Here is a 26468-nt window from a genome sequence, read left to right as displayed (position 1 = left end):
CGGGGCGAGTTCTCGGGGCGGGGTGAAAGTCCCCACCGGCGGTGATGGCCGAAAGGCACGAGCCCGCGAGCGCCTTCCTGTCCGCAGGAAGGGTCGAGCAGAGCCCGGTGGGATCCCGGCGCCGACGGTCACAGTCCGGATGGAAGAGAACGGGACGGCGCCTTTCGGCGTCCGCGCGGGTTCGCGCGGGCGAGGGGCGCGCCGGCTCCGTCGTCCCGGTTCATACGGTTCGAAGGAGGACCCCATGGATCGGACCCAGACCACCACGATCGAAACCCGCGCGCCGGGGGCAGGCCCCCGCGTCGCCTTCATCCGCGCGCGCTGGCACGCGGACATCGTCGACCAGTCGCGCGAAGGCTTCCTGCTGGAGCTCGCGCGCCTGACCAACGGCGCGGCGGAGGTCGAGACCTTCGACGTCCCCGGCGCCTTCGAGATCCCGCTGCTGGCCAAGAAGCTCGCCCAGTCCGGCCGCTTCGAGGCGGTCGTGGGCGCGGCCTTCGTGGTCGACGGCGGCATCTACCGGCACGAGTTCGTGGCCCAGGCCGTGGTCTCGGGCCTGATGCAGGTCGGGCTGGAGACCGGGGTGCCGGCGCTGTCGGTCTCGCTGACCCCGCAGGCCTACCAGGAGACGGAGGCGCACAACGGCTTCTTCTCCAGCCACTTCGTCGGCAAGGGCGAGGAGGCCGCGCGCGCCGTGGTGGGCACGCTGGACGCCCACGCCCGCGCCGCGGCGGCGTGAAGGGGCGGGCCCCTGCGGGGGCCCTCCCGTCTCAGGCGGTGAAATACGGCGCGAGGTTCGCGCGCACCCGATCCAGCGGCGTGGCGCCCGACAGGTCCGGCTCGAAGCGCGCGCCGGTGATCGCCTGGAAGGCGTCGGCGTAGACCTTGGCGGTGGTCGCGATCAGATCCTCGGGGATCGCCGGCAGCGGGTCCGAGTAGGGATCGCAGCGCGCCTCGACCCAACTGCGGATCACGTCCTTGTCGAAGGAAGGCGGGCGGCCCCCCGTCTCGAACGCCGCCTCGTAGCCCCGCGCGATCCAGTAGCGGGAGCTGTCGGGGGTGTGGATCTCGTCCGCGAGCGTGATCACGCCCTCGGCGTCCAGCCCGAACTCGTATTTCGTGTCCACCAGGATCAGGCCCCGCTCGGCGGCCTGCTTCCGGCCGCGGGCGAAGAGGGCGAAGGCGTAGTCCTGCACCTTGTCCCACTGGGCGGCGGTCAGCAGGCCCTGGGAAAGGATCTCGGCGCCGGTCAGCGGCTCGTCATGGCCGCCGTCGAAGGCTTTCGAGGTGGGGGTGACGATCGGCTCGGGCAGCGCCTGGTTGGGGCGCAGGCCGTCGGGGAACCGGTGGCCGTACATCTCCCGCTCGCCCTTGCGGTAGCGGGTGAGGATCGAGGTGGAGGTGGACCCGGCGAGATACCCGCGCACCACCACCTCGACCGGCAGGATCTCCAGCCGCTTGCCGATCACCACGTTGGGGTCGGGATAGGCGAGCACGTGGTTGGGGCAGATGTCGCCGGTGCGGTCGAACCAGAAGCGGGCGATCTGGGTCAGCGCCTGGCCCTTGAAGGGGATGCAGGCGAGGATCCGGTCGAAGGCCGAGATCCGGTCCGAGGCGATCAGGATCCGCCGCGCCCCGTTCACCCCGTCGTCGGGCAGGTCGTAGCAGTCGCGCACCTTGCCGAAATAGGGGTTCGGCAGCTCGGGGATGCGGGCGTGGTCGAGGATGCGGTCGGGGTGGTCCATGGCCGGCTCTCCGGGGGCGGAACGCGATGCGCCGGCCGCGGGGGCGGCCGGCGCGGATCTGGGGCGCGGGGCGCGGGGCTCAGCCCGCGGCGATCATGTCCGCCTGCTTCACGATCACCTGCGCCTGGCGCACCGAGGCGAGGTCCACGAGCCGCCCCTTGTAGGTGACGGCGCCGGCGCCGGAGCGGGTCGCCTCCTCCATCGCCGCGAGGATCTCGCGCGCCTCGGCGACGGCCTCGTCGGAGGGGGTGAAGACCTCGTTCGCCAGCGCGATCTGGTTGGGGTGGATCGCCCATTTGCCGACCATGCCCATGGTGGCGGAGCGGCGGGCCTGGGCGCGGTAGCCCTCGGGGTCCGAGAAGTCGCCGAAGGGCCCGTCGACCGGCAGGATGCCATGGGTGCGGCAGGCCGAGACGATGGCCGAGGTCACGTGGTGCCAGGGGTCGGGGTAGGAGACGGTGCGCTCGCCCTCCCCATTCCCGGAGGCGTCGGCCAGCATGTAGTAATTCTTCTGGGTGCCGCCGATGCCGGTGGTCGACATGCCCATCGAGGCGGCGAAATCCGCGGCGCCGAGGCTCATCGCCTGCAGGCGGGGCGAGGCCGCGGCGATCTCCTCGACATGGGCGAGGCCGGCGGCGGTCTCGATGATGACCTCGAGGGCGATGCGCTTGGTCGCGCCCTTGGCGGCCTCGATGGCCGAGACCAGCGCGTCGACGGCGTAGACGTCGGCGGCGCAGCCCACCTTGGGGATCATGAACATGTCGAGGCGCCCCTGGGTCTCCTCGAGCACCTCGACCACGTCGCGATACCAGAACGGGGTGTCGAGGCCGTTGATGCGCACGCAGACGGTCTTCTTGCCCCAGTCGATGGTGTTGATCGCCTCGATGATGTTGCGGCGCGCCTGGGGCTTGTCGGCGGGGGCGACGGCGTCCTCGAGGTCCAGGTTGATCACGTCGGCGGCCGAGGCGGCCATCTTCGGGAACAGCTTGGTGTTGGAGCCGGGGCCGAAGAGCTGGCAGCGGTTGGGGCGCGCGGGCGGGGTGGGCTGGACCCTGAAGCTCATGAAGGCTCCTCCGGCAAGAAAGCGTCGTGGACGGTCGCGCGAGAGCTAGATTATGTCCCGGGCCGCGTCAACGCGCCCCGGCGCAGCAGGCCGGCGCGGGAGCCGCGGCGCGACGCGCCCGCCCGTGGCGCGGCTCCGCCCGCCGCGGCGGGGGGTCGGGAGCGCCGGGGGCGGGCGGGGGCGGGCCGCGGATCGTTCCCATCCCGGGCGGTGCTGGAGGCCGGCGTCGGAACCGCGGCGCGACGGGCGCGTCCGTGGCGCCGGCGCGCTCGCCGCGGCGGGGCGGGCGGCGGCGCAGGGGGCGGGGGGCGCCCTGCGGCGCGGGCGCCTCCCGGCGGGACCGGGGCCGGCGTCCGTCCTGCGGGGCGAGCGCGCAGGGGCGCGGAGGCGGTCCGGCTCAGGCGGCGCCGCGGCGGGGCTCGCGGCCGGCGCGCCAGTCCCGCATGGCCTGGGCGACGCCCTCGGCGAGCGGGCGGGCGCCGTCCCAGCCCAGCGCCAGGAGACGCGAGCGGTCGACCAGCTTGCGCGGGGTTCCGTCCGGCTTCGAGGCGTCGAAGACCAGCGGCGGCGGCCGGCTTCCCGGCAGGGCGGCGGCCTCGGCGCAGAGGGCGGCGAGGCCGCGGATCGAGATCTCCTCCCCCGAGCCGATGTTGATCGGAAGGTCCTGCGACCACCGCTCCATCACGAAGACCAGGGCGTCGGCGAGGTCGTCGGCGTGCAGGAACTCGCGCAGCGGCGCGCCGCTGCCCCAGACCTCGAGGGGGCGGCCCGCGTCCGCCGCCTCGGCCGCGCGGCGGATCAGGGCGGGCAGGACGTGGGAGCCCGTGGGGTCGTAGTTGTCCCCGGGCCCGTAGAGGTTGGTCGGCTGGGCCGCGATGAAGTCGGCGCCGTGCTGGCGGCGATAGGCCTGGGCCATCTTCAGGCCGGCGATCTTGGCGACCGCATAGGCCTCGTTTGTGGGCTCCAGCGGGCCGGAGAGCAGCGCCTCCTCCCGGATCGGCTGGGGGGCGTCGCGGGGGTAGATGCAGGACGATCCCAGGACCATCAGCTTCTCGACGCCGGCGCGCCAGGCCTCGTGGATCACGGCGAGCTGGATGGCGAGGTTGTCGCACAGGAAGTCGGCGGGCCGCGTGCGGTTCGCCTCGATGCCGCCGACGCGGGCGGCGGCGAGGAACACGGCCTGCGGGCGCCGGTCGGCGAAATACGCCGCCACGGCGCGGGCGTCGGCGAGGTCGAGCTGCGCGCGCGGGGCGGTCAGCACCTCGCAGTCTTCGCGCGCCAGGCGGCGGACCAGCGCCGCGCCGACCATGCCGGCATGGCCCGCGACGAAGACGCGGCGCCCGGCGAGCGGGTAGAGGGGGGCTGCGGTCATGGCCGGTCCCTTTCGGCGAGGAGGAGGGCGAGGGCGCGCGCCCCGGCCTCGGCCGCGGCCTCCGCGCGGGCGAGGGCGGCGCGCGAAGCCTCGGCGAGGGCGGCGGGATCGGCCTGCAGGGCGGCGAGACGGTCGAGCGCCCAGGGCCCGAAGGGCTCGGCGGGGTCCAGGTGGAAGCCGGGCGGCGCCTGCTCGGGGATCGCGCCGCGGCCCCAGGCGAGCGCGGGCACACCGGCGAAGGCGGCCTCCCAGATCACGGCGGGCTCGGCCTCGTCGCGATGGGTGGTGGGCAGGAGGAACACGTCGATCGCGTCGTAGAAGGCGGCCTTGGCCTCGCCCGAGACCGGCCCGCCGGTCCAGGAGAGCCGGCCGGGCAGCCGCATCAGCGCGGCCTTCAGGGCGGCGAGGTCCGCGGGATCGGCGACGGGCCCGGCGAGGCGCAGCTCCAGGGCCAGGCCGCGGGACTCGGCGCTCTCGGCGAGGGCGATGACCTCGTGCAGGCCCTTGGCGGCGGTGAGGTTGGCGAGCAGGCCGGCGCGCAGGGGACCCGGCGGCCGGGGGGGCCGGGGGCGCGGCTCCGGGCGCAGGAACACGGCGTTGGGGATCACCAGGTCGCGGGCGCCGTCGCCCCCGTAGGCGGCGCGGAACCGGGCGCGCATGGCGGGCGAGAGGAAGACGTGGTCGAGGCAGCCCCCGCCCGCCGCCAGCGCCAGGCGCATCAGGCGGTCGGGCCGGTCGAGATAGGCGAAGGAGTGGTGGTGCAGCCGCAGGCGCATCCCCAGCGCCCGCGCGACGAGGATCAGGAGGAGCTGGTGCCCCCGCCCCCAGCCCCCGTCGCCGGCGAGATAGGCGCGCCGCCCGCCCTGCAGCCGGGCGACGAGCAGGGCGGCCGCGGCGCGCAGGGTCCGGGCCGCCCGGACCGGGTGCCGCCAGGGCCCCCGGGCGGCGCCGGGGGAGAGCGAGAGGCGCGGCGCCGGACCGGCGCGCGCCAGCCAGCGCGCGGCGGCGAGGGTGATCGCCGCCTGCCCGGTCACCGGGGGCGGCAGGTTGCCGATGACCGGAAGCGGCGGGACGCGGCGCGCCTGCGCAAGATCGGCCGGTCGGACGTGGGGGAAGGCGGCGGGCTTCATCCGGGCGCGCCCCTCCCCCGCGGGCGCCCGGCGCCCGGCGAGGCCGCGCGCGGCGCCAGGCGCCCGCGGGGCGAGGGCGGACCGCGGCGAGCCTTCCCGCCCGCCAGCGCTCCTGCGGCGGGGCTGCGGAGCGGCGCGGCTTGCGGCCGGGACGCCCGAGCCGGCGGCTCGGCCGGCATCGAGGTTCGGCCTCTCGGCCGGCGGGGATGCGGGGGCGGCGGGCTCATGTCGTGTAATATTTCTTCGCGGCCGCCGCCCCGTAGCCGTAGCCATAGCCGTAGCCCGCGTAGCCATAGCGCGCGAGGCCCCTGGGGTCCGCCTGGGTCAGGGTCAGGCCGGTGACGCGCAGGCCGATCTGCTCGAACAGGTCGAGGCCGGCCTTCACCATCTCCTTGCCCGTCGCGTTCCAGCGCACCGCGTAGAGCACCGCGTCCGCCCGCCCCGCGATCACCCGCGCGTCGGGCACCGCCAGCACCGGGGGCGTGTCGATGAAGATGAAGTCGTAGCGCTCGCGCAGCTCCTCCATCAGCTCCCCGAACCGCTCGGAGCTGAACACGTCGGCGGCGTTGGCCCGGCTGCGCTGCCCGGTCAGCACGTCGAGGCCGGTGGTCGGATCGTGGCGGATCGCCTGATCCGCCGTCGCCTGACCGGAGAGGACCGAGAGCAGGCCGGTCTTCTCGTCCAGCCCGAAATAGGCCTGGAACACCCGTCGCCGCAGGTCGCATTCCATCACCAGCACCCGCTTGCCCAGCGCCGCGGCGTTCTGGGCGAGCATCAGCGTGGTGGTGGTCTTGCCCTCGCCCGGCACCGAGGAGGTGACCATCACCACCTGCGGCCGCCGGTCCACGTTCGACAGCAGCACCGAGGTGCGCAGGTTCCGCACCGCCTCGGCGAGCGCGGACGACGGCTTCTCCACCAGCAGCTTGAGCGCCGCCCCCCGCCGCCGGGAGGGTGCGTCGGGGATCACCCCCATCACCTTCAGGCCGGTCGCGGCCTCCAGCGGCTCGGGGCCGCGGACGCGGTCGTCGAGCGTCTCGCGCGCCAGCGCCCAGCCGACGCCGATCACGAGGCCCAGCGTCGCGGCCACCGCCAGCGTCAGCCCCTTGCGCGGCGAGGCCGGGTCCAGCGGCGCCACGGCCGGCGACAGGATCCGGCTGTCGGCCTCCTGGATGCCCTGCTGGACCGAGGTCTCCTTCATGCGGCCGAGGAAATACTCGTAGAGGAGCCGGCTCGCCTCCGCCTCCCGCTGGAGCTGGCGGAGACGCACGAGGTCCTCGGACTGCTCGGAGATCCGTCCCTCCAGCTCGCCGATCGAGGTCTCGATCCCCTGCGCCTGGGCGACATGGCGGACGCGCTCGCGCTCCAGCCGCTCGACCGAGGCGGCGAGCATGGCGTCGAAGCGCGGGGCCAGCGCCGTCTCGCGCCCGGCGCCGCCGGGCCGCGCGAGGTCGGCGGCCAGCGCCTCGAGCCGCGGGTCGCCCAGCAGGGCGGCGGCCTCGGCGCGGGCCCCGGCGGCCTCCGGCCCGCCGGACCGGATGCGGGCGGCGAGCGCGCCCAGCCGCTCGATCAGCAGGGCCGCTTCGGCCCCGCGGGCATCGAGCTCGGCCCGGCGCTCGCGCAGTTCCTTCATCTGGCGGTTGGTGACTTCCAGCGAGGCCTCGGAGATCAGCGAGGTCGAGGCCGAATACTCCTTCACCCGCTCCTCCGCCGCCTCGAGATCGACCTGCAGGTCCGCCACCCGCTCGCTCAGCCAGGAGGTGGCGCGGCGGGTCGCCTCGAACTTCGCCTCGAGCTGATCGAGGATGTAGAGATCGCCTATCGTATTGGCGATGCGCGCAGATTTGGCGGCGCTGCGGCTCTCCACGCGGATCACGAAGACGTAGGAGAGCGGCACGTTCTGCACCCTCAGCCGCTCCAGCAGCCGGTCGATGGCGGTCTGGCGGCGGCGGAAGGCGGGGTCCTCCGGCTCGGCCGGCGCGCCGGCGTCGAGCGCGGGCGCCAGCGCCGCGCCCAGGCCGTCGTCGAGCAGCCCGCTCAGCGCGCCGAGCGCCCGGTCGGCGAGGCCGGGGGGGGCGAGGTCGGGGTTGAACTCGGGGTCCGCCTCGAGCTCCAGCTTCGCCACCACGCGGTCCATCAGGTTGCGCGAGCGCAGCACCTCGACCTCGGTGTTCACCACGGAGCTGTCGGCCGAGAGGCCGGACATCACCGATTCGATGTCGACGACCTGCGCCTCGCGCGTGTCGAGCACCACGGTCGCCTCCGCCTGCCACATCGGCGTGGCCGCGATCAGCCGCCAGCCGGCGAGCGCCAGCGCCACGAGCAGCACCAGCGCGATGCGCCAGGCCTCCCGCCGCAGCAGGCGCAGCAGGGCGCGGGGTTCGAACAGGTCCGGCGCAGGCGCCGGCGGCCGGCGGGGCGGCAGCGCCCGCGGCGAATGGGCGGGTCGCGAGTCGCGCGCCTGGGGGGGCGGAGACTGGTCGTTCATCGAGCGGCTCCGGAATCGGGGGAGAGGCGGCGCGGGCGGCCGGCGGCGTTCTTCCGCACGGCGGAGAGGGTCGGCCTGGCGGGCGAGAGCCCCGGCCGGAGGTCGAATCGACGGCGCCGCATCTCGGGTTTCGGTCCCTTCACGAGGACGCGGGCGACGCCGCGGCGCGGCGCCGACCGGCTGTTCCGCCGGCCCGTTCACTTTTCGCCGCCATACTTAAGGGCGAGTTAACCATTCCCGGGAATTCTGCGGGCCGAGGACGGGAGCGATGGGGGCCCTGGCGGGGCGGCGGCTTGGACCGGGGAGGACCCCGGGCCCGGCCCCCGCAACGACAGGTCGACGGACGGAGAGCCGAATGGCGATCATGCCGCCCCGCGCCGCATCCCGGCCGCACGCCCAGCCGGCCCCTGGGCCGCTCCCGCGACCGCAGACGGCGGGGCGGCCGGGCCAGCCGCCCGGCCCCGCCGACGACGATCCCCAGGCCTGGCGGGCGCTGGCCCTGCGCGACGCCGCGAGCTGGCCGAACCTGCGGCTGGTGGTCGACGCCGCGCTGCGCGACGGCGAGACCCGGGCCCGCGCCGCCCAGCGCCCGCCGGTCTTCGCGCCGCCCCGGGGGCTCTACGCGACCTACGCCAAGCGCTGGCTGGACCTGGCGCTGGTGCTCGCCGCGGCCCCGATCGCGCTGCCGCTGGTGGCGCTGCTGGCGGCCTGGGTGCGGCTCGACCCCCGCTCGGGCCGGGCGCCGGCCTTCTACGGGCAGGTGCGGGTCGGGCGCGGCGGGCGCCGCTTCACCTGCTGGAAGATCCGTACCATGGCCCCCGACGCCGAGGCCGAGCTCGACCGCCTGCTGGCCGACGACCCCGCCGCCGCGGCGGAGTGGGAGCGTCGCCAGAAGCTCGACCGCGACCCGCGCGTGATCCCCGCGGGGCGGCTGCTGCGCCGCTCCTCGCTCGACGAGCTGCCGCAGCTCTGGAACGTCTTCACGGGCGACATGAGCCTGGTCGGGCCCCGCCCCTACACGCCGCCGCAGCGCCGGATGCACGCGATGCCCGAGCTCTACGAGAGCCTGCGCCCCGGTCTCACCGGCTTCTGGCAGATCGGGCCGCGCGGGGAGGGCGGCGACTTCGCCCTGCGCGCGGTCGAGGACGCCCGCTACTGGCGCGAGCTGTCGCTGGCCGCCGACCTGCGGGTGATCCTGCGCACCGCCGCCATCGTGCTGCGCGGAGACGGCCGTTGACCGATCGCCGCCCCCCGTCCGCCGCCGGACGCCCTTCCCCCGTTCCCCAATGCAGGCGAGGCCCATGACCCGACGACCGACCTTCCCGGCGCCCACGCTCCTGCCCCGCGCGCCGCTCCGCCTCGAGGCGCCGCCGCCGGCCGCCGCTCCGGGGATGCGCCTGCTGGTGCTGGGCATGAACTACGCGCCCGAGCCGGTCGGCGTGGCGATCTACACCACCGGCCTGGCCGAGGGGCTGGCCGCCTGCGGACACGCGGTGACGGTGGTCTCGGCCACGCCCTGGTATCCCGCCTGGGCGCCGATGCCGGGCCACGGCCGCGGCTGGTCGGCGCGCGAGGAGCGCGGGGTGCAGGTGATCCGCTGCCCGCACCCGATCCCCGCCCGCCCCACCGCCGCCCGCCGCATCCTGCAGCAGGCGAGCTGGGCCGCCGCCGCGTCGCCCCCGCTGCTGGCCCGCGCCCTGCGCGGGGTCGACGCGGTGCTGGCCGTGGCGCCCGCGGCGCTCGCGGCGCCCGCGGCGCTGGCCGCCGCGCGCCTCGCGGGCGTCCCCGCCTGGCTGCACGTGCAGGATTTCGAGGCCGAGGCGGCGTTCGGCGCCGGGCTGATCGATTCGCGCGGCCGCGCCGGCCGCCTCGCCGCCCGCGCCGCGCTGCGCTTCGAGGCCGGGCTGCTGCGCCGCTTCGACCGGGTCTCGGCGATCTCCCCGGCGATGCGCGCGAAACTGGCCGCGAAGGGCGTCCCCCCCGGCCGCATCCGCGAACTGCGCAACTGGGCGGAGGATTCGATCCGCCCGCTCCCAGGCCCCTCGCCCTACCGGCGCGAGTGGGGGCTCGAGGGGCGGCGCGTGGCGCTCTACTCGGGCAATCTGGGCGCGAAGCAGGGGCTCGGCCTGGTGCTGGAGGCCGCCCGCCGCCTCGCCGGCCGCCCGGGGCTGGAGGACCTGGTCTTCGTGATCTGCGGGGAGGGGCCGGGGATGGCCCGCCTGCGGGCGGAGGGGGGCGACCTGCCCAACCTCGCCCTGCGCCCGCTGCAGCCGATGAACCGGCTGGGGGATCTGCTGGGCCTCGCGGACCTGCACCTGCTGCCGCAGGTGGCGGGCGCGGCGGACCTGGTGCTGCCTTCGAAGCTCGCCAACATGCTCGCCTCCGGGCGGCCGGTGGCGGCGACGGCGGCGGAGGGCACGCAGCTCGCCGCGGAGGTCGCGGGCTGCGGGCTCGTCACGCCGCCGGGCGAAGCGGCCGCCTTCGCCGAGGCGATCGCCGCCCTGGCCGCGGCCCCCCGCATGCGCGCGGCGCTCGGCGAGGCGGCGCGGGCCCGTGCGCTGGCCCGCTGGGACCGCGCCTCGGCCATCGCCTCGGCCGAGCTCGAGCTTCGGGCCATGGCCGCCGCCGGCCGCGGGGCGCCCGCGCCCTCCGTCTTCGGTCCGCCGGCGCGCGCCGCGCCCTTCGAGGAGCCCGCCCTGCCCGCCGCCCGCCTGGCGAGACGCGGATGACCCCGTCCGCCTTTTCCACGCCCTCCCCCGGGGCGTCCCCGACCCGAACCGCGAATGGAGCCGCCCCATGAAACGCGCCCTGATCACCGGCGTCACCGGACAGGACGGCGCCTATCTCGCCGAACTGCTGCTCGAGAAGGGCTACGAGGTGCATGGCCTGAAGCGCCGCGCCTCGTCGTTCAACACCGCCCGCGTCGACCACCTCTACCGCGACCCGCACGAGGGCAACGTCCGCTTCCGCCTGCATCACGGCGACATGACCGACGGCTCGAACCTGATCCGCATCATGCAGGAGGTGCGCCCGCACGAGGTCTACAACCTCGCCGCCCAGTCCCACGTCCAGGTCAGCTTCGAGACGCCCGAGTACACCGCCAACGCCGACGCCCTGGGCACGCTGCGCCTGCTGGAGGCGATCCGCATCCTGGGGCTGGAGGGGGCCTGCCGCTTCTACCAGGCCTCGACCTCCGAGCTCTACGGCCAGGTCGCCGAGACGCCGCAGCGGGAGACGACCCCCTTCCACCCCCGCAGCCCCTACGCCTGCGCCAAGCTCTACGCCTACTGGATCACGGTGAACTACCGCGAGGCCTGGGGCCTGCACGCCTCGAACGGGATCCTGTTCAACCACGAGAGCCCGCTGCGGGGGGAGACCTTCGTGACCCGCAAGATCACCCGCGCCGTGGCGGCGATCGCGCTGGGGCTGCAGGACCGGCTCTACCTGGGCAACCTCGACGCGCGGCGCGACTGGGGGCATGCGCGCGACTATGTCGAGGGGATGTGGCGGATCCTCCAGCAGGAGACGCCCGACGACTACGTGCTGGCCACGGGGGAGACGCATTCGGTGCGCAGCTTCGCCTCGCGCGCCTTCGCCGCCGCGGGCATCGCGCTCGACTGGAAGGGCGAGGGTCTGGCCGAGAAGGGGATCGACGCGGCCTCGGGCGAGATCCGGGTGGAGATCGACCCCCGCTATTTCCGCCCCGCCGAGGTCGACCTGCTGATCGGCGACCCGGCCAAGGCGCGCGAGCGGCTGGGCTGGACCCACAGAAGCGACTTCGATTCGCTGGTGGGCGAGATGGTCGCCGCCGATCTCGAGCTGATGGGACGCGAGGGCCTGCCCCGTGCCGAACGGATGGCCTGAGCGACGCCCTGCGGCGCGTCCCGTCGGCCCGGGAAACGGTTGTCCGAACGGCCGGATCTCGCGATCCGCGCGAATCTTCAGCGGAGGTTCATATCAAACTCTCTAGGGTTGTCCGGTCAATGTCTCCAGGCACCCCGCTGCGGGCTGGTCCGCGTCGGGCGGAGGCATCGGACGTGTAGCGTGTGAGAGGTGCGTATGGGTGCTCTTGTTCTGGGCACGACTTCGGGACTGATGTTCCTCCTGACGGCGCTGCTGATGGACCTGCCGCTGATGATGGCGCTGGCGGCCCATTCGGCCGGCGGGGTCGCGGTGGCGCTGATCGTGGCGGGCCTCCAGGCCCGCGCCGCAGGCCGCCGACGCCTGCAGCCCGTGACCGTCGACGCGATCTCCGAGCGCGACCGCGCCAAGGCGAAGACCCGCGCCGAGCTTCACACCCAATCCGCCTGACCCCGGCCGGCCCCTCCCTGGGACGGGTCGGTTAACGCCGCCTTTACCCTGAGCGGCGATCCTGCTCCCGACCAGAACGGCGCCGGGAGCTTCTCATGCCGCCCGACCTTCTGCCGGCAGGCCTCGCCGCCGCCGGCTTCTCAGGACTCTGCGTCCTTTTCTGCTGGCGCCGCACCGCCTGGTACGCGCCAGCGGTGATGTGGAGCGGGTTCTGCTTCGCGGGGATCCTCGCCCTCTGGGCGGTGATCGCCGCGGGCGTGCACCTGCCCGCGATGGGCCTCTCGCCGATGCCCACCATCCGGCTGGGGGAGCAGTTCGCCCCCACCGCCCTGTTCTTCTCCGTGCAGGCGCTGATCGGCCCGCTGTCGGTGATCGGCTGGCGGCCGGCGCCGCAGGCGACGGGACCCTCGGACGCTGCGCGCGCGCTGCGTGCGGCGCTGGCCCGCGCCCGCGCCAGCGGGGCCGCGCGGCTCTACGCCGTGCTCGCCGCCACGGTCTGCGGGCTGCACCTGGCGATGATCGACCGCGACGCCTTCGTGCTGAACAGCGAGTATCTCTCGCTCGCCGACCCGACGCGCAACGGCGTCGGGCTGGGCCTGGGCGCCTTCGTCAACAACGTGCTCCGCCCGCTGGCCCTGCCCGCCTTCCTGCTGCTGGCGATCCGCGACCGCGGCGAGCCGGGGGAGGAGGCCGCGCCGCGCCGCGGCCCCGACCTGCAGACCGCCCTGCTGCTGGGCGTCTGCGCCTATGCCTTCGCCTTCAGCTTGGCGGTCTACTCGCGCTACCTGATGGTCTACGTCTTCGTGTTCTTCATGGGCCGCGTGTTCTCCCGCCGCCGGGGCGGGCTGCGCGGGGCGGTCGCCTTCGCGGTCTACACGCTGCTGATCCTGGGCTGCTTCGTGGTGGCGCTCGCCGGGCGGGGGCATGCGACCCAGGGGCTCGGCTCGGTCCTGCCGGTGATCGAGGCGCTGGACGTGGGCCACCTGGGCTGGCTCGCGGCCAAGCTGGGCGCCACCTCCTTCGACGCGGGCATGAGCTTCGCCAACGCCCTGCGCCACGCGCCGGTCTACGATCCGGGCTACCAGGCGCTGAGCTTCAGCCCCCTGCCCTCGTTCCTCGACGGCTTCGACGTGGGCGACATGGAGCAGCGCATCAACATCTACGTCCCCTTCTCCGCCTTCGGCGAGGCGGTTCATTTCCATCCGCTGGCGGCGCCGATGCTGTTCGCGGCCTGCCTCGCGGCCACGCGCCAGCTCACGCTCGGCTTCTTCCGCGACGGGGACGCGGTGAGCGCGGCGCTGTTCCCCCTCTACCTCGTGTGCCTGCTGAAGCTGCAGACCTACCCGATCCGCGCCTCGCTGCGCATCGTGGTCGCCATCGCCGTGATCTCGTGGCTGAGCGTGCAGTGGCGCCGGCGCTCGACGGCCCGCGAGCGGGCGCCCGCCTGGGCGTGAGCGGCGCTCAGCGCCCCGGCAGCGCGCCCCGCGCCGCCAGCGCCGTGACCAGCGCCAGCGCCCAGGCCGTGGCGCAGACGGTCCAGGCGGCCCCCGCCGCGCCGGCCGAGGGCGCGACCGCCGCGATCGCCAGCGCCTGAGCCGCGGCCAGCGCCAGACCCGCCCGCCCCAGCGCCCGCATTCCCGGTCCCGAGATCGCCGCCACCATCAGCGGCGCCGCCAGCGAGGCCGCGAGCTCGGCCAGCGCCAGCGGCGCGAGCGCCGGCCCGGCCGGCCCGAAGGCCTCGCCGAACAGGCGCGTGGGCGCCTCGGGCCAGGCGATCACCACCGCCGCGGCGGGCGCGCCCCAGCCCAGGATCGCCGCCGCGCCCCCGCCCAGCGTCCGCAGCAGCCGGCGCCGGTCGCGCGCATGCAGCGCCCGGCTGATCCAGGGCTGCAGCACCTGCGCCAGCAGCAGGGGCGGCGCGCTGATCAGGAAGGCCAGGCGCTGCGCGGCGGCATAGAGGCCCGCCGCCTCGAACCCCAGCAGCGGCGCGATCAGCAGCATGTCCGCCCGCGCCAGCAGCATCCGCGGCGCGAGCGAGGGCAGCAGCGCCCGCGCCTCTGCGGCCCAGATCGCAGGCTCTCCGCCCGTCGGCGCGCCGGGCGGCGCCACGCGCCGCGCCAGCGCCAGCGAGGCCCAGCCCGAGGCCGCCCCCGCCGCCGCGAAGACCGCCACGGCCGTCGCCGCCCCCCCGAACCCCGCGAGCCCGCCCAGCGGCCAGGCCGCCAGCGCCGCCGCCAGGGTCGCGGCGGGGGCGGCAAGATCCTCGAGCGCGACGCCGGCCGCGGGGCGGAACAGGGCCGAGAGCTGCTGGCGCCCCAGCCGCCGCAGCGCCGCGCCGGGGGCGACGAGGGCGGCGAGGGCGAGCCCCTCGGCGAGCCCCCCCGCCCCGCCGGCCAGCGCAAGCCCCGCGGCGACCGCCGCCAGCAGGCCCGCCGCCGCCAGCCCGCCGCGCAGCGCCGCGCGGGTCGAGATCGCCATCAGCCGCCGCAGCTCGGCCGGCCGGGCGGCCAGCGCCTCGGTCCGGCGCACGGCGAGCGCGGGCCAGCCGCCGGCGCCGAGCTGGCCCGCCAGCGTCCCCGCCCCCAGCGCGAAGGCCGCCTGGCCGAAGCCCGCGGGGCCCAGCTGCGCCCCCAGCGCCAGCGCCATGGCGAACTGCGCCGCCCGCGCCGCCAGCGTGGCCAGCGCCGCCCCGCCCAGCGCGCGCAGGAACCGCCCGCGCCGCGGCGCGCCCGGCGACCGGGCGCCGGCAGGGTCCGCGGTCCGCTCCATGCTGTCTCCCCTCGCCGATCGCGCCGCGTCGAAACGCAATCTTAACGAGACTGGTAAACATATCGTTCCCAGGACACCGATCCCCCCGCCGCGCCGCGGCTCCGCACGGGAGGCCCCATGCCGACCAGCCCCTCCGCCGATCCGCCCCGGCCCCGCGCCTGGCCGCGGCTGCGCCGCCGGCTGCGCAACCGCCTGGCGGAGGCGGACCGGCTCTACCTGCCGCTCGCCCGTCTCGCGCGGCCGGAGCATGCGGTGGGCCCCCGCACCCAGCTGGTGGTGGAGGGGTTTCCCCGCTCCGCCAACTCCTGGATCGAGGGCTGCGTGCGGGAGGCCTGGCCGCAGCTTCAGGTCGCCCAGCACCTGCACGCCGCCGCCTCCCTGCGCGCGGCGGCGCGGCGGGGGCTGCCGGCGATCCTGCTGCTGCGCGCCCCCGACGCGGCCGTCGCCTCGCTGCTGCTGCGCGAGCCCGAGATCTACGACGCGGGACTCGGCTTCGAGGAATACGTGCGCTTCCACGCCGGGCTGACCGGCGTTGCCGGCCGGCTGCTGGTGGCGCCGTTCGAGGCCGCCACGGGCCCGTTCCCCGGCGTCGCCGCGGCGCTGATCGCGCGCTTCGGGCTCGACTGGCCGCTCCCCGCCTGGGACGAAGCGCGCGAGGCCCGCGCCTGGGCCCATGTCGACCGCCTGACCCAGGCCCGCGTCGGACGCGCCCATGTCAGCTACTCGCCCGCCCGGGACGAGGCGGCGCGCGCCCGCCGCCGCGAGCAGGCGGCGGAGGCCGCCGCCGCGCTCGCGCGCGCCGCCCGCGCGCCGGAGGTCGCCGCGTTGCGGGCCCAGGCGCTCGACCTTCACGACATCCTGCGCGCCGGCGCCCCCGCGGCCCTGCGCGCCCCCGCCCGCGAAAGGGTTCCGGCATGACCGAGACCGCCCGCCCGCCCGCCGATCCCCCCCGCGCGGCCGAGCCGCCCCTGCAGCGCCTGCGCGCCCGCCTGCATCCCGAGAGCGGGGCGGGCGGCTTCTCGGCGATCGACGGCACGGTGATCTTCTACACCCGCGTGGCGGCGCTTCTGACCCCGCAGGCGGTGGCGCTGGACCTGGGCGCGGGGCGGGGGCGGGCGCATCTCGACGACCCGGTCTCGTTCCGCCGCAGGCTGATGGACCTCCGCGGCCGCTGCGCCAGGGTGATCGGGGCGGACCCGGACCCGGCGGTGCTGGCCAATCCCTCGCTCGACGAGGCGCTGACCATGCCGACGCCCGAGCGCGTGCCCCTGCCCGACGCCTGCGTGGACCTGATCCTCGCCGATCACGTGCTCGAGCATGTGGCCGACCCGCAGGCCTTCGCCGCCGAATGCGCGCGGCTGCTGCGGCCCGGCGGCTGGCTCTGCGCGCGCACGCCCAACCGCTGGGGGCTGGTGGCCATGGCCTCGCGCGCGATCCCCGCGCGGCTGCACGCCGCCGTCCTCTCCCGCGCCCAGCCGCACCGGCGCGACGAGGACGTGTTCCCCACCTGCTACCGGCTCAACACCCGCCGGGCGCTGGCCCGCGCCTTCCCGGCGCAGGCCTGGTCCCACCACGTGCACGGCTGGAACTCCGAGCCCGCCTACGCCGGCCGCTCCGCCCTCGCCTGGCGGGCGATGCAGGGCCTGCAGTCGATCCTGCCGCCGGCGATGGACGCGAACCTGCACGTGTTCCTGAAGCGACGCTGAGGGCGCGTCGCCCGCGGCCGGCGCCCCGAAGGGGGGGCCGGGCGGGTCGGCCGCGGCCGCGCAGCGGACGCGCCGGGCCGTCCCGGCCCCCACGGCGCAGACGGCGACACGACAGGGGGAGGCCCGAAAGGAGGGGCCCGGGCGGGTCGGTCGCGACCGCGCAGCGGGCGCGCCGGGCCGACCGGCCCCCGGCCTCACCCGATCTCGAGCGTCTCCTCCACCGGCCCGTAGCCGTCGAGCGGGTCCAGCCGGATCATCTTGGGGGTCGAGGCGAGGTCCACGATCGGGTGCACGGTGCGCGCGGCGCGGCCCTGGGCGGCGCGGGTCGCGGCCTCGAAATCCGCCGTCTCGGCCAGCAGGCGCAGGTTCATCCGGGTGGGGAACACGATCGCCCGCTTGCGCGCCTCGTAGAGCTTCAGCGCCTCCGCCGGCGCGATCCACTCCGTCTCCACCGTCTCGCGCCCGTCATGGACCGCGTCCTGCCCCTCGGGCGCGCGGGCCACGAAGAACCAGGTGTCGAAGCGCTTGGGCACATGCGCCGGCGTCACCCAGCGCGCGAAGCGGGTCAGCGCGCCCAGGTCCGGCGTCACCCCCCGCTCGCGCACGTAGTCGAGGAAGCGGATCTCGCCGCGCTCCACCGCGTGCCGCTCCTCCGCCGTGCCGGCGACCCCGTCGCGGCCCAGCACCAGGCCGGTCTCCTCGAAGGTCTCGCGCAGGGCGGCGATGCGCGGCGCGCGCTCCTCCTGCGGCGAGGCGTGCCAGTTCTCGGCCACCTCCGCCCATTCCTCGGAGAAGTCCTCCTCGGCCACCTTGCCGCCCGGGAACACCATCGCGCCGGAGAAGAAGTCGATCTGGTAGTTGCGCCGCACCATCAGCACTTCCAGCGACGGCGTCTCGCGCAGGAGCATGATGGTGGCGGCGGCGCGCACGGGGACCGTCTCGGTCATGCGTCTCTCCCCTTGCCGGACCTGCCCGGGCCCGGATCGTTTCGTGTTTCGCTGGTCGCATGATAAGGCATCCTTTCAGCCCTGTCCCGCCCCCTCGCGCGGCGGGGCCGTTGCGCCGACGCCGTCTCTGGGCGAAACAGTCGCGATGGAACCTGCCGACCGGCAGGGAATCGAAACGAACCCTCTAGGGGAGGAACCGAATGCGCGCCGTGATCTGCAAGGAATGGGGTCCGCCCGAGTCGCTGGTGGTCGAGGACATCCCGGTCCCCGAGCCCAAGAAGGGCCAGGTGCGGGTGGCGATCCACGCCAGCTCCGTCAACTTCCCCGACGTGCTGATCATCCAGAACAAGTACCAGTTCAAACCCGAGCTGCCGTTCTCGCCCGGCTCCGACCTCGCCGGCGTGGTGACCGCGGTGGGCGAGGGCGTGACCCGGTTCAAGGTCGGCGACAAGGTGATGGGCATGACCTCGTGGGGCGCCTTCGCCGAGGAGGCGATCGCCGAGGAATCCCGGCTCGACCCGCTGCCCGAGGGCGTCGACTTCGCCATCGCCGCCGGCTTCCCGATGGTCTACGGCACCTCCTACCACGCGCTCGTCGACCGGGGCGAAGTGAAGGCCGGCCAGACGGTCCTGGTCCTCGGCGCCGCCGGCGGCGTCGGCCTCGCGGCGGTCGAGATCGCCAAGGCCCTCGGCGCCAGGGTCATCGCCGCCGCGTCGTCGGCCGAGAAGCTCGCGATCTGCAAGGAGCACGGCGCCGACGAGGTGATCAACTACGTCGAGGAAGACCTGCGCGAGGCGCTCAAGCGCGTCTGCCCGCAGGGGCCGGACGTGATCTACGACCCCGTCGGCGGCGACCTCGCCGAGCCTGCCTTCCGCTCGATCGGCTGGCGCGGCAAGTTCCTGGTGGTCGGCTTCGCCGGCGGCTCGATCCCCAAGATCCCGCTGAACCTGCCGCTGCTGAAGAACGCCTCGATCGTCGGCGTGTTCTACGGCGCCTACGTGAAGAACGAATACCAGGCCTATCTGAAGGACATGGAGGTCCTGTTCTCCTGGCTGCGCGAGGGCAAGCTGAAGCCCCGCGTCTCGGACCGCTTCACCCTCGACGAGGCGCCCTCCGCGATCCGGCGCCTGGCCGACCGCAAGGCCGCCGGCAAGCTGATCGTCGAGCCGCAGCAGGGCTGAGGGCCGTCCCGCGCGGGCCGAAAACGCGAAAGGGGAGGGCCGCGGCCCTCCCCTTTCTGATTCCGCCGGGCCTCAGGCGTAGAGCCAGACCAGCAGCGCGCCGCCCAGGATCATGCGGTAGATGACGAAGGGCGTCAGGGTCCAGGTGCGCAGCATCCGCATCATCACGCTCAGCGCCAGCAGGGCCGCGACGCACGACAGCACGGCGGCGATCACCGCCTCGGTCCCCAGCGTCGCGTCGCCCGCCTCCAGCAGGTCCTTGGTCACCAGCAGCCCGGCCGCCAGGATCGTGGGCACCGACATCAGCATCGACAGCCGCGCCGCGTCGGGGCGCTTGTAGCCCAGCGCCCGCGCCGCGGTGATGGTGATGCCTGAGCGCGAGGTCCCCGGGATCAGCGCCACCGCCTGGGCGAGGCCCATGATCAGCGCGTCGCGCCAGGACCAGTCCTCGGCCTCGCGCACCAGCGGGCCCCAGCGGTCGGCGACGTAGAGCACGACGCCGAAGACGAGGGTGGCCCAGGCGATGACCTCGACGTTGCGGAAGAAGTCGTCGCGGTCGGCCAGCGACACCAGCAGGCCGGCGATGACCACGGGGACGGTTGCGACCACCAACCGCAGGGCCAGCCCGGCCTCGTAGCCGGAGACTTTCCCGGTCAGGACCTGCAGCCCGCCGAGGATCGCGGCGCGCACGTCCTTCCAGAAGAAGATCACCACCGCGACCAAAGTGCCCACGTGCACCGCGACGTCGATGGACAGGCCCTGGTCGACCTCTCCCGTCAGCGCCGGGAACAGCGCGAGATGGCCCGAGGAGGAGATCGGGAGGAACTCGGTGATGCCCTGGATCAGGGCCAGAATCACGAGGTTCATCAAGGGCATGGGATTGTCCTGGGAGGGGGACGAGGGAGAGGCTCAGCGTTACCGCGGGTCGCTTCGGCTGGGAATGCGGCGTAAGTGAGTAAGCATTGCTGACCTTGTTTTGCCTGCCGATTGGGCGGCAGACGCAGGGAAAGGCCGCCGGCGGAGGGCGGGACCCTGATTATAGGTCAACACTGCTGTCTTTTATTCCTCGAAAGGATCGGTTAGGGGAATCCGAAGACGCCGGACGCGAGTCCGGGGCCCTAGCCATGCTCGCCTCAGGAGACCGCCAGGTGGCTCAGAAGATGCTCAAGTTCGTCGACGTTCCCCGGGGCATGCCCGAGAAGCGCGCGGCCGACGCGCGCCGCGACGACTTCGGCGAGATCTATCGCGAATTCGCGGCCGCCAAGGCCGAGGAGCAGGCGTCGCGCTGCTCGCAGTGCGGCGTGCCCTACTGCCAGCAGCACTGCCCGCTGCACAACAACATCCCCGACTGGCTGAAGCTGGTCGCCGAGGACCGGCTGGAGGAGGCCTACCAGGTCTCCCAGGCGACCAACACCTTCCCCGAGATCTGCGGCCGCATCTGCCCCCAGGACCGCCTGTGCGAGGGCAACTGCGTCATCGAGCAGTCGGGCCACGGCACCGTCACCATCGGCGCGGTGGAGAAGTACATCACCGACACCGCCTGGGAAAAAGGCTGGGTGAAGCCGGGCAAGCCGATCAAGGAGCGGCCCGAGTCCGTCGGCGTCATCGGCGCCGGCCCGGGCGGCCTCGCCGCCGCCGACGCCCTGCGCCGCCGCGGCTTTCAGGTCACCGTCTATGACCGTTACGACCGCTCCGGCGGGCTGATGATCTACGGCATCCCCGGCTTCAAGCTGGAGAAGCACGTGGTCACCCGCCGCAACGGCCAGCTCGAGGCGGCGGGCGTGAAGTTCGTGCTGAACTGCACCGTCGGCAAGGACCGCACCTTCGAGGAGATCCGCTCGGCCCACGACGCCGTCCTGATCGCCACGGGCGTCTACAAGTCCCGCGATCTCGGCGGCCCGGGCGCGGGTCTGCCGGGGATCAAGAAGGCGCTCGACTACCTGACCGCCTCGAACCGGCACGGCTTCGGCGACAACGTGCCCGAATACACCTCGGGCGAGCTGAACGCGCAGGGCAAGAACGTCGTCGTCATCGGCGGCGGCGACACCGCCATGGACTGCGTGCGCACCGCCATCCGCCAGGGCGCGAAGTCGGTGAAGTGCCTCTACCGCCGCGACCGGGCCAACATGCCCGGCTCCCAGCGCGAGGTGGCGAACGCCGAGGAGGAGGGGGTCGAGTTCGTGTGGCTCGCCGCCCCCAAGGGCTTCGTGGCCAACGAGACCGACGATCACGTCGCCGGCGTGCGGGTCGCGAAGATGCGCCTCGGCGCCCCCGACGTCACCGGCCGCCAGACGCCCGAGGAGATCGAGGGCGCGGACTACACCGAGCCGGCGGACCTCGTGATCAAGGCGCTGGGCTTCGACCCCGAGGAGCTGCCGACCCTGTGGGGCTGCGAGGACCTGCCCGTGACCCGCTGGGGCACCGTCAGGACCGACCACCGCACCCACATGACCGCGCTCGAGGGCGTCTATGCGGTGGGCGACATCGTCCGCGGCGCCTCGCTCGTGGTCTGGGCGATCCGCGACGGGCGCGAGGCGGCCGACGCGATCGCGGCGAAGTTCGACGACGCCGCGCGGGTGATGGCGGCCGAGTGAGGTCCCGGGCCCCGGCGGGCGATCCCGCCCGGGCCGTCTCGCCCCCGACGGGCGACCGAGGGAGATCGAGCGATGACGGTTCGGACCGGCGGATGCGCCTGCGGCGCGGTGCGCTACGAGGCGAAGGGCGTCGGCCCCGGCTTCGGCGCCTGCCATTGCGAGACCTGCCGCAAATGGGTCGGCGGCCCGTTCGTGGCGCTCCAGGTCGAGGGGCTGAGGGTGACGCAGGGCGAGGACAGGCTCCATGTCTGGCGCTCGTCGGAGTGGGGGGAGCGGGTCGGCTGCTCCGCCTGCGGCGGCATCCTGTTCTTCAAGGTCGTCGCGACGGGCGAGGCGAACGTGGCGCTGGGCACGCTGGACGATCCCTCGGGGCTGGAGCTGGCGATGGAGATCTTCGTCGATGCGAAGCCCGCCGCCTACGGGTTCCTCTCCGAGCGCTCGCGCAAGCTGACCGGGGCGGAATTCTTCAAGATGATCGGCGTCGCCTGAGCGACGCCGCCCGCCCCCGCGGAGGGGGCGACAGGATCAGGGGCCGGCGCGAGGCGCGGCCCGGACGGGATCGGCGAAAGCCGGCATTTTGCACGCTCTTGAGGAAAGGAGCACGGACATGACGAAATTCGACGCGACCTGGGCGCAGACCCACGAGGCCGAGCGCAAGCGTCTGTCCGAGACCGGCATGTTCCGCGAGGAGTTCGAACACAGCTCCTGCGGGGTCGGTCTGGTGGTGGCCGTCGACGGCAAGCCGCGGCGCGAGGTGGTGCAGAGCGGGATCTCGGCGCTGAAGGCGATCTGGCATCGCGGGGCGGTCGACGCCGACGGCAAGACCGGCGACGGCGCGGGCATCCACGTCCAGATCCCCGCCGCCTTCTTCGAGGAGCAGATCCGCCGCACCGGCCACGAGCCGAACGCCGAGCATGTGGCCGTGGGCATGGTGTTCCTGCCCCGCGCCGACTTCGGCGCGCAGGAGACCTGCCGCACCATCGTGGAGACGGAAGTGCTCCGCATGGGCCACTACATCTACGGCTGGCGCCATGTTCCGGTGAACATCCAGGTGCTGGGCGAGAAAGCCAACGCCACGCGGCCGGAGATCGAGCAGATCCTGATCTCCAACAACACCGGCGCGGACCAGGAGACGTTCGAGCGCGAGCTCTACGTCATCCGCCGCCGGATCGAGAAGGCGGTGGCCGCGGCCCAGGTCTCGGGCTTCTACATCTGCTCGCTGTCGTGCCGCTCGATCATCTACAAGGGCATGATGCTGGCCGAGCAGGTGGCGGAGTTCTATCCGGACCTGAAGGACGACCGGTTTGAATCGGCCTTCGCGATCTATCACCAGCGCTATTCGACCAACACCTTCCCCCAGTGGTGGCTGGCCCAGCCCTTCCGCATGCTCGCCCACAACGGCGAGATCAACACGCTGAAGGGCAACGTCAACTGGATGAAGTCCCACGAGATCCGCATGGCCTCGACCTACTTCGGGGACATGGCCGAGGACATCAAGCCGATCATCCCCTCGGGGTCGTCCGACTCGGCCGCGCTCGACGCGGTGTTCGAGGTGCTGGTCCATGCCGGCCGCTCTGCCCCCATGGCCAAGACCATGCTGGTGCCCGAGGCCTGGTCCAAGACCGGCACCGCCATGCCCGCCGCCTGGCGGGACATGTACGCCTATTCCAACTCGGTGATGGAGCCGTGGGACGGCCCCGCCGCGCTCGCGATGACCGACGGCCGCTGGGTCGTGGCCGGCGTCGACCGCAACGGCCTGCGTCCGCTGCGCTACGTGGTGACCGGCGACGGGCTGGTGATCGCGGGCTCGGAAGCGGGCATGGTCCCCGTGGACGAGATGGGCGTGCAGGAGAAGGGCGCCCTCGGGCCCGGGCAGATGCTGGCGGTCGACATGGCCACCGGCCGGCTGCTGCATGACTTCGAGATCAAGGACGAGCTGGCGACCTCGCAGCCCTATGGCGACTGGGTCGGCACGATCAACGACCTCGAGGCCCATGTGGAGGGCGCCAAGGAGCCCCGCCTCTACGCCCGCGACGAGCTGCGCAAGCGCCAGATCGCGGCCGGCTACTCGATCGAGGAGCTGGAATCGATCCTCCACCCGATGGCGGAGGACGGGAAGGAGGCCATCGGCTCGATGGGCGACGACACGCCCTCGGCCGTGCTGTCGGAGAAGTATCGGCCGATGAGCCACTTCTTCCGCCAGAACTTCTCCCAGGTCACCAACCCGCCCATCGACTCGTTGCGCGAGCATCGGGTGATGTCGCTGCGCACGCGCTTCGGCAACCTCAAGAACGTGCTGGACCAGGACTCCAGCCAGACCGAGATCCTGACGCTGGAGAGCCCGTTCGTCTCCAACGGCCAGTTCGACGCGATGGTCGAGGCCTTCGCGGGCTCGGTGCGCACCATCGACTGCGTCTACCCGGTCGGCGAGGAGCAGGGCGCGCTGCGCATCTACCTCGAGCGGATCCGCACCGAGGCGGAGGAGGCCGTGCGCGCCGGCATCGGCCACCTGATCCTGACCGACGAGAGCGTCGACGCGGACCACGTGGCGGTTCCGATGATCCTCGCGACCTCCGCCGTGCACTCGTGGCTGACCAAGAAGGGCCTGCGCACCTTCTGCTCGCTCAACGTGCGCTCGGCCGAGTGCATCGATCCGCATTACTTCGCGGTGCTGATCGCCTGCGGGGCGACGACGGTGAACGCCTACCTCGCGCAGGAGAGCATCGCCGACCGCATCGACCGCGGCCTGATCGACGGGACCGTCGAGCAGGCGGTGAAGAACTTCCGCGCCTCGATCGACGCGGGACTGCTGAAGATCATGTCCAAGATGGGCATCTCGGTGATCTCGTCCTATCGCGGCGGGCTCAACTTCGAGGCGGTGGGGCTGTCGCGCGCCATGGTCGCCGACTACTTCCCCGGCATGACCTCGCGCATCTCGGGCATCGGTCTGGCGGGGCTTCAGCAGAAGACCGAGCAGATCCACGCCAAGGCCTTCGGGATGCCGGACTCGGTCCTGCCCATCGGCGGCCTCTACAAGCTGCGCAAGTCCGGCGAGACCCATGCCTGGGGCGCGCAGGGCATGCACATGCTGCAGGCGGCCTGCGATTCGGGGTCTTACGAGCTGTGGAAGAAGTTCTCGGCGGGCCAGGCGGCCCAGCCGCCGGTGCATCTGCGCGACCTGCTGGACTTCAAGCCCAAGGGCTCGCCCATCGACATCGAGGAAGTCGAGTCGATCACCTCGATTCGCAAGCGGTTCGTGACGCCGGGCATGTCGCTCGGCGCGCTGAGCCCCGAGGCGCACAAGACCCTCAACATCGCCATGAACCGGATCGGCGCGAAGTCCGACAGCGGCGAGGGCGGCGAGGATCCGGCGCATTTCGAGCCGATGCCCAACGGCGACAACGCGTCGGCCAAGATCAAGCAGGTGGCCTCCGGGCGCTTCGGCGTCACGGCCGAATACCTCAACCACTGCGAGGAGCTGGAGATCAAGGTCGCCCAGGGCGCCAAGCCCGGCGAGGGCGGGCAGCTGCCCGGCTTCAAGGTGACCGAGATGATCGCGAAGCTCAGGCACTCCACCCCCGGCGTGACGCTGATCTCGCCGCCGCCGCACCATGACATCTACTCGATCGAAGACCTCGCGCAGCTGATCTACGACCTCAAGCAGATCAACCCGCGGGCCAAGGTCTGCGTGAAGCTGGTGTCGTCCACCGGCGTCGGGACCATCGCGGCGGGCGTGGCCAAGGCCAAGGCCGACGTGATCCTGATCTCGGGCCACAACGGCGGCACCGGCGCCTCGCCGATGACCTCGATCAAGTATGCGGGCCTGCCGTGGGAGATGGGCCTGACCGAGGCCCACCAGGTGCTGGCGCTCAACAACCTGCGCGAGCGCATCACCCTGCGGACCGACGGCGGTCTGCGGACCGGCCGGGACATCGTGATCGCGGCGATGATGGGGGCCGAGGAATACGGCATCGGCACCGCCGCCCTGATCGCCATGGGCTGCATCATGGTCCGCCAGTGCCAGTCGAACACCTGCCCGGTGGGGGTCTGTACCCAAGACGCGCGCCTGCGGGCGAAGTTCACCGGCTCGGCCGAGAAGGTGGTCAACCTGATCACCTTCTACGCCCAGGAGGTGCGCGAGATCCTGGCCAGCATCGGCGCGCGGTCTCTCGATGAGGTGATCGGGCGGGCGGACCTGCTTTCGCAGGTCTCGCGCGGCGCCGCGCATCTCGACGACCTCGACCTGAACCCGCTGCTGATCAAGATCGACGAGGGCAAGGACGTCACCTACCTGCGCGACAAGCCGCGGGTGGAGGTGCCCGACACGCTCGACGCCCAGATCGTCGAGGACGCCCGGCCCTTCTTCCACAAGAAGGAGAAGATGGAGCTCAGCTACTCGGTCCAGAACACGCTGCGCAGCGTGGGGGCCCGGGTCAGCAGCCATATCGTGCAGACCTACGGGATGCGCGACAACGGGCTCCAGGAAGGGCACCTGACGATCAAGCTCTCGGGCTCGGCCGGCCAGTCGCTGGGGGCGTTCGCGGCCCCGGGGCTGAAGATCGAGGTCTGGGGCGACGCCAACGACTACGTGGGCAAGGGCCTGTCGGGCGGCGTGGTGGTGGTGCGGCCCAGCCGCGGCAGCCCGCTCGACCCGTCGGCGAACACGATCATCGGCAACACCGTGCTCTACGGCGCCACCGACGGGAAGCTGTTCGCCAACGGCCGGGCCGGGGAGCGGTTCTGCGTGCGCAACTCGGGCGCCTCGGTGGTGGTCGAGGGCTGCGGGACCAACGGCTGCGAGTACATGACCGGCGGCGTGGCGGTGATCCTGGGCACGGTCGGCGACAACTTCGGCGCCGGCATGACCGGGGGCATGGCCTACATCTACGACGTGGACGGCGACTTCCGGAAGCGGGCGAACATGGAGACGCTGGTGGTGCAGCCGCTGGAGTCCGCCCACTGGGAGGCCGAGCTGAAGACCCTGGTCGAGGCGCACGCGGTGCAGACGGGCAGCCCGCTCGCCGCCCGCCTGCTGCGCGACTGGGAGCTGGAGCGCGGCCGCTTCCTGCAGGTCTGCCCGAAGGAGATGGTCAACCGCATCGCCCATCCGCTGTCGGAGGCCGAGGCGAAGGCCACCGCCTGATCCGGACGGCCGGAGCGGAACA

Annotated in this window: 20 protein-coding genes and 1 riboswitch; of the genes, 12 read left to right on the top strand and 8 right to left on the bottom strand. The window is 73.6% G+C overall.

Annotation, left to right across the window (positions count from 1 at the left end; all coding sequences use genetic code 11):
- Window positions 1–4: 4 nt before the first annotated feature.
- A riboswitch (FMN riboswitch) is annotated at window positions 5–155 on the top strand.
- An 89-nt stretch (window positions 156–244) separates the two neighbouring features.
- Window positions 245–739, top strand: coding sequence for a 6,7-dimethyl-8-ribityllumazine synthase (locus BM064_RS06105; protein WP_092858875.1), 495 nt, complete (start codon window positions 245–247; stop codon window positions 737–739).
- 31 nt (window positions 740–770) lie between these two features.
- Here the strand turns inward: BM064_RS06105 and BM064_RS06100 are convergent, their stop codons facing one another.
- The 5 genes from BM064_RS06100 to BM064_RS06080 all read right to left on the bottom strand — a co-directional run bounded on the left by BM064_RS06100 (window position 771) and on the right by BM064_RS06080 (window position 7795).
- Window positions 771–1745 carry a phosphoribosylaminoimidazolesuccinocarboxamide synthase gene (locus BM064_RS06100; RefSeq protein ID WP_092858874.1) on the bottom strand — a complete coding sequence of 325 codons (975 nt, stop codon included), beginning with the start codon at window positions 1743–1745 and terminating at the stop codon, window positions 771–773.
- Window positions 1746–1824: 79 nt separating this feature from the next.
- Complete coding sequence (locus BM064_RS06095; protein WP_092858873.1) at window positions 1825–2808, bottom strand: HpcH/HpaI aldolase/citrate lyase family protein; 984 nt, start codon at window positions 2806–2808, stop codon at window positions 1825–1827.
- 397 nt (window positions 2809–3205) lie between these two features.
- The gene (locus BM064_RS06090) at window positions 3206–4180 is read right to left on the bottom strand and encodes a GDP-L-fucose synthase family protein (RefSeq protein WP_092858872.1); all 975 of its coding nucleotides are present in this window, start codon (window positions 4178–4180) and stop codon (window positions 3206–3208) included.
- Window positions 4177–5310 carry a glycosyltransferase gene (locus BM064_RS06085; RefSeq protein WP_092858871.1) on the bottom strand — a complete coding sequence of 378 codons (1134 nt, stop codon included), beginning with the start codon at window positions 5308–5310 and terminating at the stop codon, window positions 4177–4179. Before BM064_RS06085 ends, BM064_RS06090 begins: the two co-directional genes overlap by 4 nt.
- A 223-nt stretch (window positions 5311–5533) precedes the next feature.
- On the bottom strand, window positions 5534–7795 hold the full coding sequence (locus tag BM064_RS06080; protein ID WP_092858870.1) for a polysaccharide biosynthesis tyrosine autokinase: 2262 nt from the start codon (window positions 7793–7795) through the stop codon (window positions 5534–5536).
- A 355-nt stretch (window positions 7796–8150) separates the two neighbouring features.
- Here BM064_RS06080 and BM064_RS06075 point away from each other — a divergent pair, with 355 nt between their 5' ends.
- The 5 genes from BM064_RS06075 to BM064_RS06055 all read left to right on the top strand — a co-directional run bounded on the left by BM064_RS06075 (window position 8151) and on the right by BM064_RS06055 (window position 13560).
- A complete protein-coding gene (locus tag BM064_RS06075; RefSeq protein WP_177236161.1) occupies window positions 8151–9032 on the top strand; it encodes a sugar transferase in 882 nt (293 codons plus the stop codon).
- Between the two features lie 64 nt (window positions 9033–9096).
- Window positions 9097–10524, top strand: coding sequence for a WcaI family glycosyltransferase (locus BM064_RS06070; protein ID WP_218160966.1), 1428 nt, complete (start codon window positions 9097–9099; stop codon window positions 10522–10524).
- A gap of 67 nt (window positions 10525–10591) precedes the next feature.
- Window positions 10592–11659 (top strand): GDP-mannose 4,6-dehydratase, encoded by a 1068-nt coding sequence (gmd, locus tag BM064_RS06065; RefSeq protein WP_092858868.1) that lies wholly within the window; start codon window positions 10592–10594, stop codon window positions 11657–11659.
- Window positions 11660–11854: 195 nt separating this feature from the next.
- A complete protein-coding gene (locus tag BM064_RS06060) occupies window positions 11855–12106 on the top strand; it encodes a hypothetical protein (protein WP_143103267.1) in 252 nt (83 codons plus the stop codon).
- A gap of 95 nt (window positions 12107–12201) precedes the next feature.
- Window positions 12202–13560: a hypothetical protein gene (locus BM064_RS06055; RefSeq protein WP_092858866.1), complete on the top strand. Its 1359-nt coding sequence runs from the start codon at window positions 12202–12204 to the stop codon at window positions 13558–13560.
- Window positions 13561–13567: 7 nt separating this feature from the next.
- On the opposite strand, the gene BM064_RS06050 is transcribed toward BM064_RS06055, so the two are convergent.
- Window positions 13568–14875 (bottom strand): lipopolysaccharide biosynthesis protein, encoded by a 1308-nt coding sequence (locus BM064_RS06050; protein ID WP_092858865.1) that lies wholly within the window; start codon window positions 14873–14875, stop codon window positions 13568–13570.
- Between the two features lie 117 nt (window positions 14876–14992).
- On the opposite strand from BM064_RS06050, the gene BM064_RS06045 reads away from it, so the two are divergent.
- Window positions 14993–15793: a hypothetical protein gene (locus BM064_RS06045; protein WP_092858864.1), complete on the top strand. Its 801-nt coding sequence runs from the start codon at window positions 14993–14995 to the stop codon at window positions 15791–15793.
- Window positions 15790–16581 (top strand): class I SAM-dependent methyltransferase, encoded by a 792-nt coding sequence (locus BM064_RS06040; RefSeq protein ID WP_092858863.1) that lies wholly within the window; start codon window positions 15790–15792, stop codon window positions 16579–16581. Before BM064_RS06045 ends, BM064_RS06040 begins: the two co-directional genes overlap by 4 nt.
- Before the next feature lie 194 nt (window positions 16582–16775).
- Here BM064_RS06040 and BM064_RS06035 read toward each other — a convergent pair whose 3' ends face one another.
- Window positions 16776–17528 (bottom strand): NUDIX hydrolase, encoded by a 753-nt coding sequence (locus BM064_RS06035; protein ID WP_092858862.1) that lies wholly within the window; start codon window positions 17526–17528, stop codon window positions 16776–16778.
- Between the two features lie 200 nt (window positions 17529–17728).
- Here BM064_RS06035 and BM064_RS06030 point away from each other — a divergent pair, with 200 nt between their 5' ends.
- Window positions 17729–18709, top strand: a complete 981-nt coding sequence (locus tag BM064_RS06030) for an NADPH:quinone oxidoreductase family protein (protein WP_092858861.1) — start codon at window positions 17729–17731, stop codon at window positions 18707–18709.
- Between the two features lie 72 nt (window positions 18710–18781).
- On the opposite strand, the gene BM064_RS06025 is transcribed toward BM064_RS06030, so the two are convergent.
- Window positions 18782–19585, bottom strand: a complete 804-nt coding sequence (locus tag BM064_RS06025; protein WP_092858860.1) for an undecaprenyl-diphosphate phosphatase — start codon at window positions 19583–19585, stop codon at window positions 18782–18784.
- Between the two features lie 284 nt (window positions 19586–19869).
- Here BM064_RS06025 and BM064_RS06020 point away from each other — a divergent pair, with 284 nt between their 5' ends.
- From BM064_RS06020 to gltB, 3 genes are all read left to right on the top strand, one after another.
- Window positions 19870–21303 (top strand): NAD(P)-dependent oxidoreductase, encoded by a 1434-nt coding sequence (locus tag BM064_RS06020; protein ID WP_092858859.1) that lies wholly within the window; start codon window positions 19870–19872, stop codon window positions 21301–21303.
- Between the two features lie 72 nt (window positions 21304–21375).
- Complete coding sequence (locus BM064_RS06015; protein WP_092858858.1) at window positions 21376–21792, top strand: GFA family protein; 417 nt, start codon at window positions 21376–21378, stop codon at window positions 21790–21792.
- A gap of 118 nt (window positions 21793–21910) precedes the next feature.
- On the top strand, window positions 21911–26446 hold the full coding sequence (gene gltB, locus BM064_RS06010) for a glutamate synthase large subunit (RefSeq protein WP_092858857.1): 4536 nt from the start codon (window positions 21911–21913) through the stop codon (window positions 26444–26446).
- Window positions 26447–26468 lie beyond the last annotated feature (22 nt).

The organism is Albimonas pacifica (assembly GCF_900113695.1).
In the GTDB taxonomy this organism is placed as follows: Bacteria; Pseudomonadota; Alphaproteobacteria; order Rhodobacterales; family Rhodobacteraceae; genus Albimonas; species Albimonas pacifica.
The sequence above is the reverse complement of the archived record's forward strand: the minus strand, read 5'-3'. Positions and strand labels throughout refer to the sequence as shown.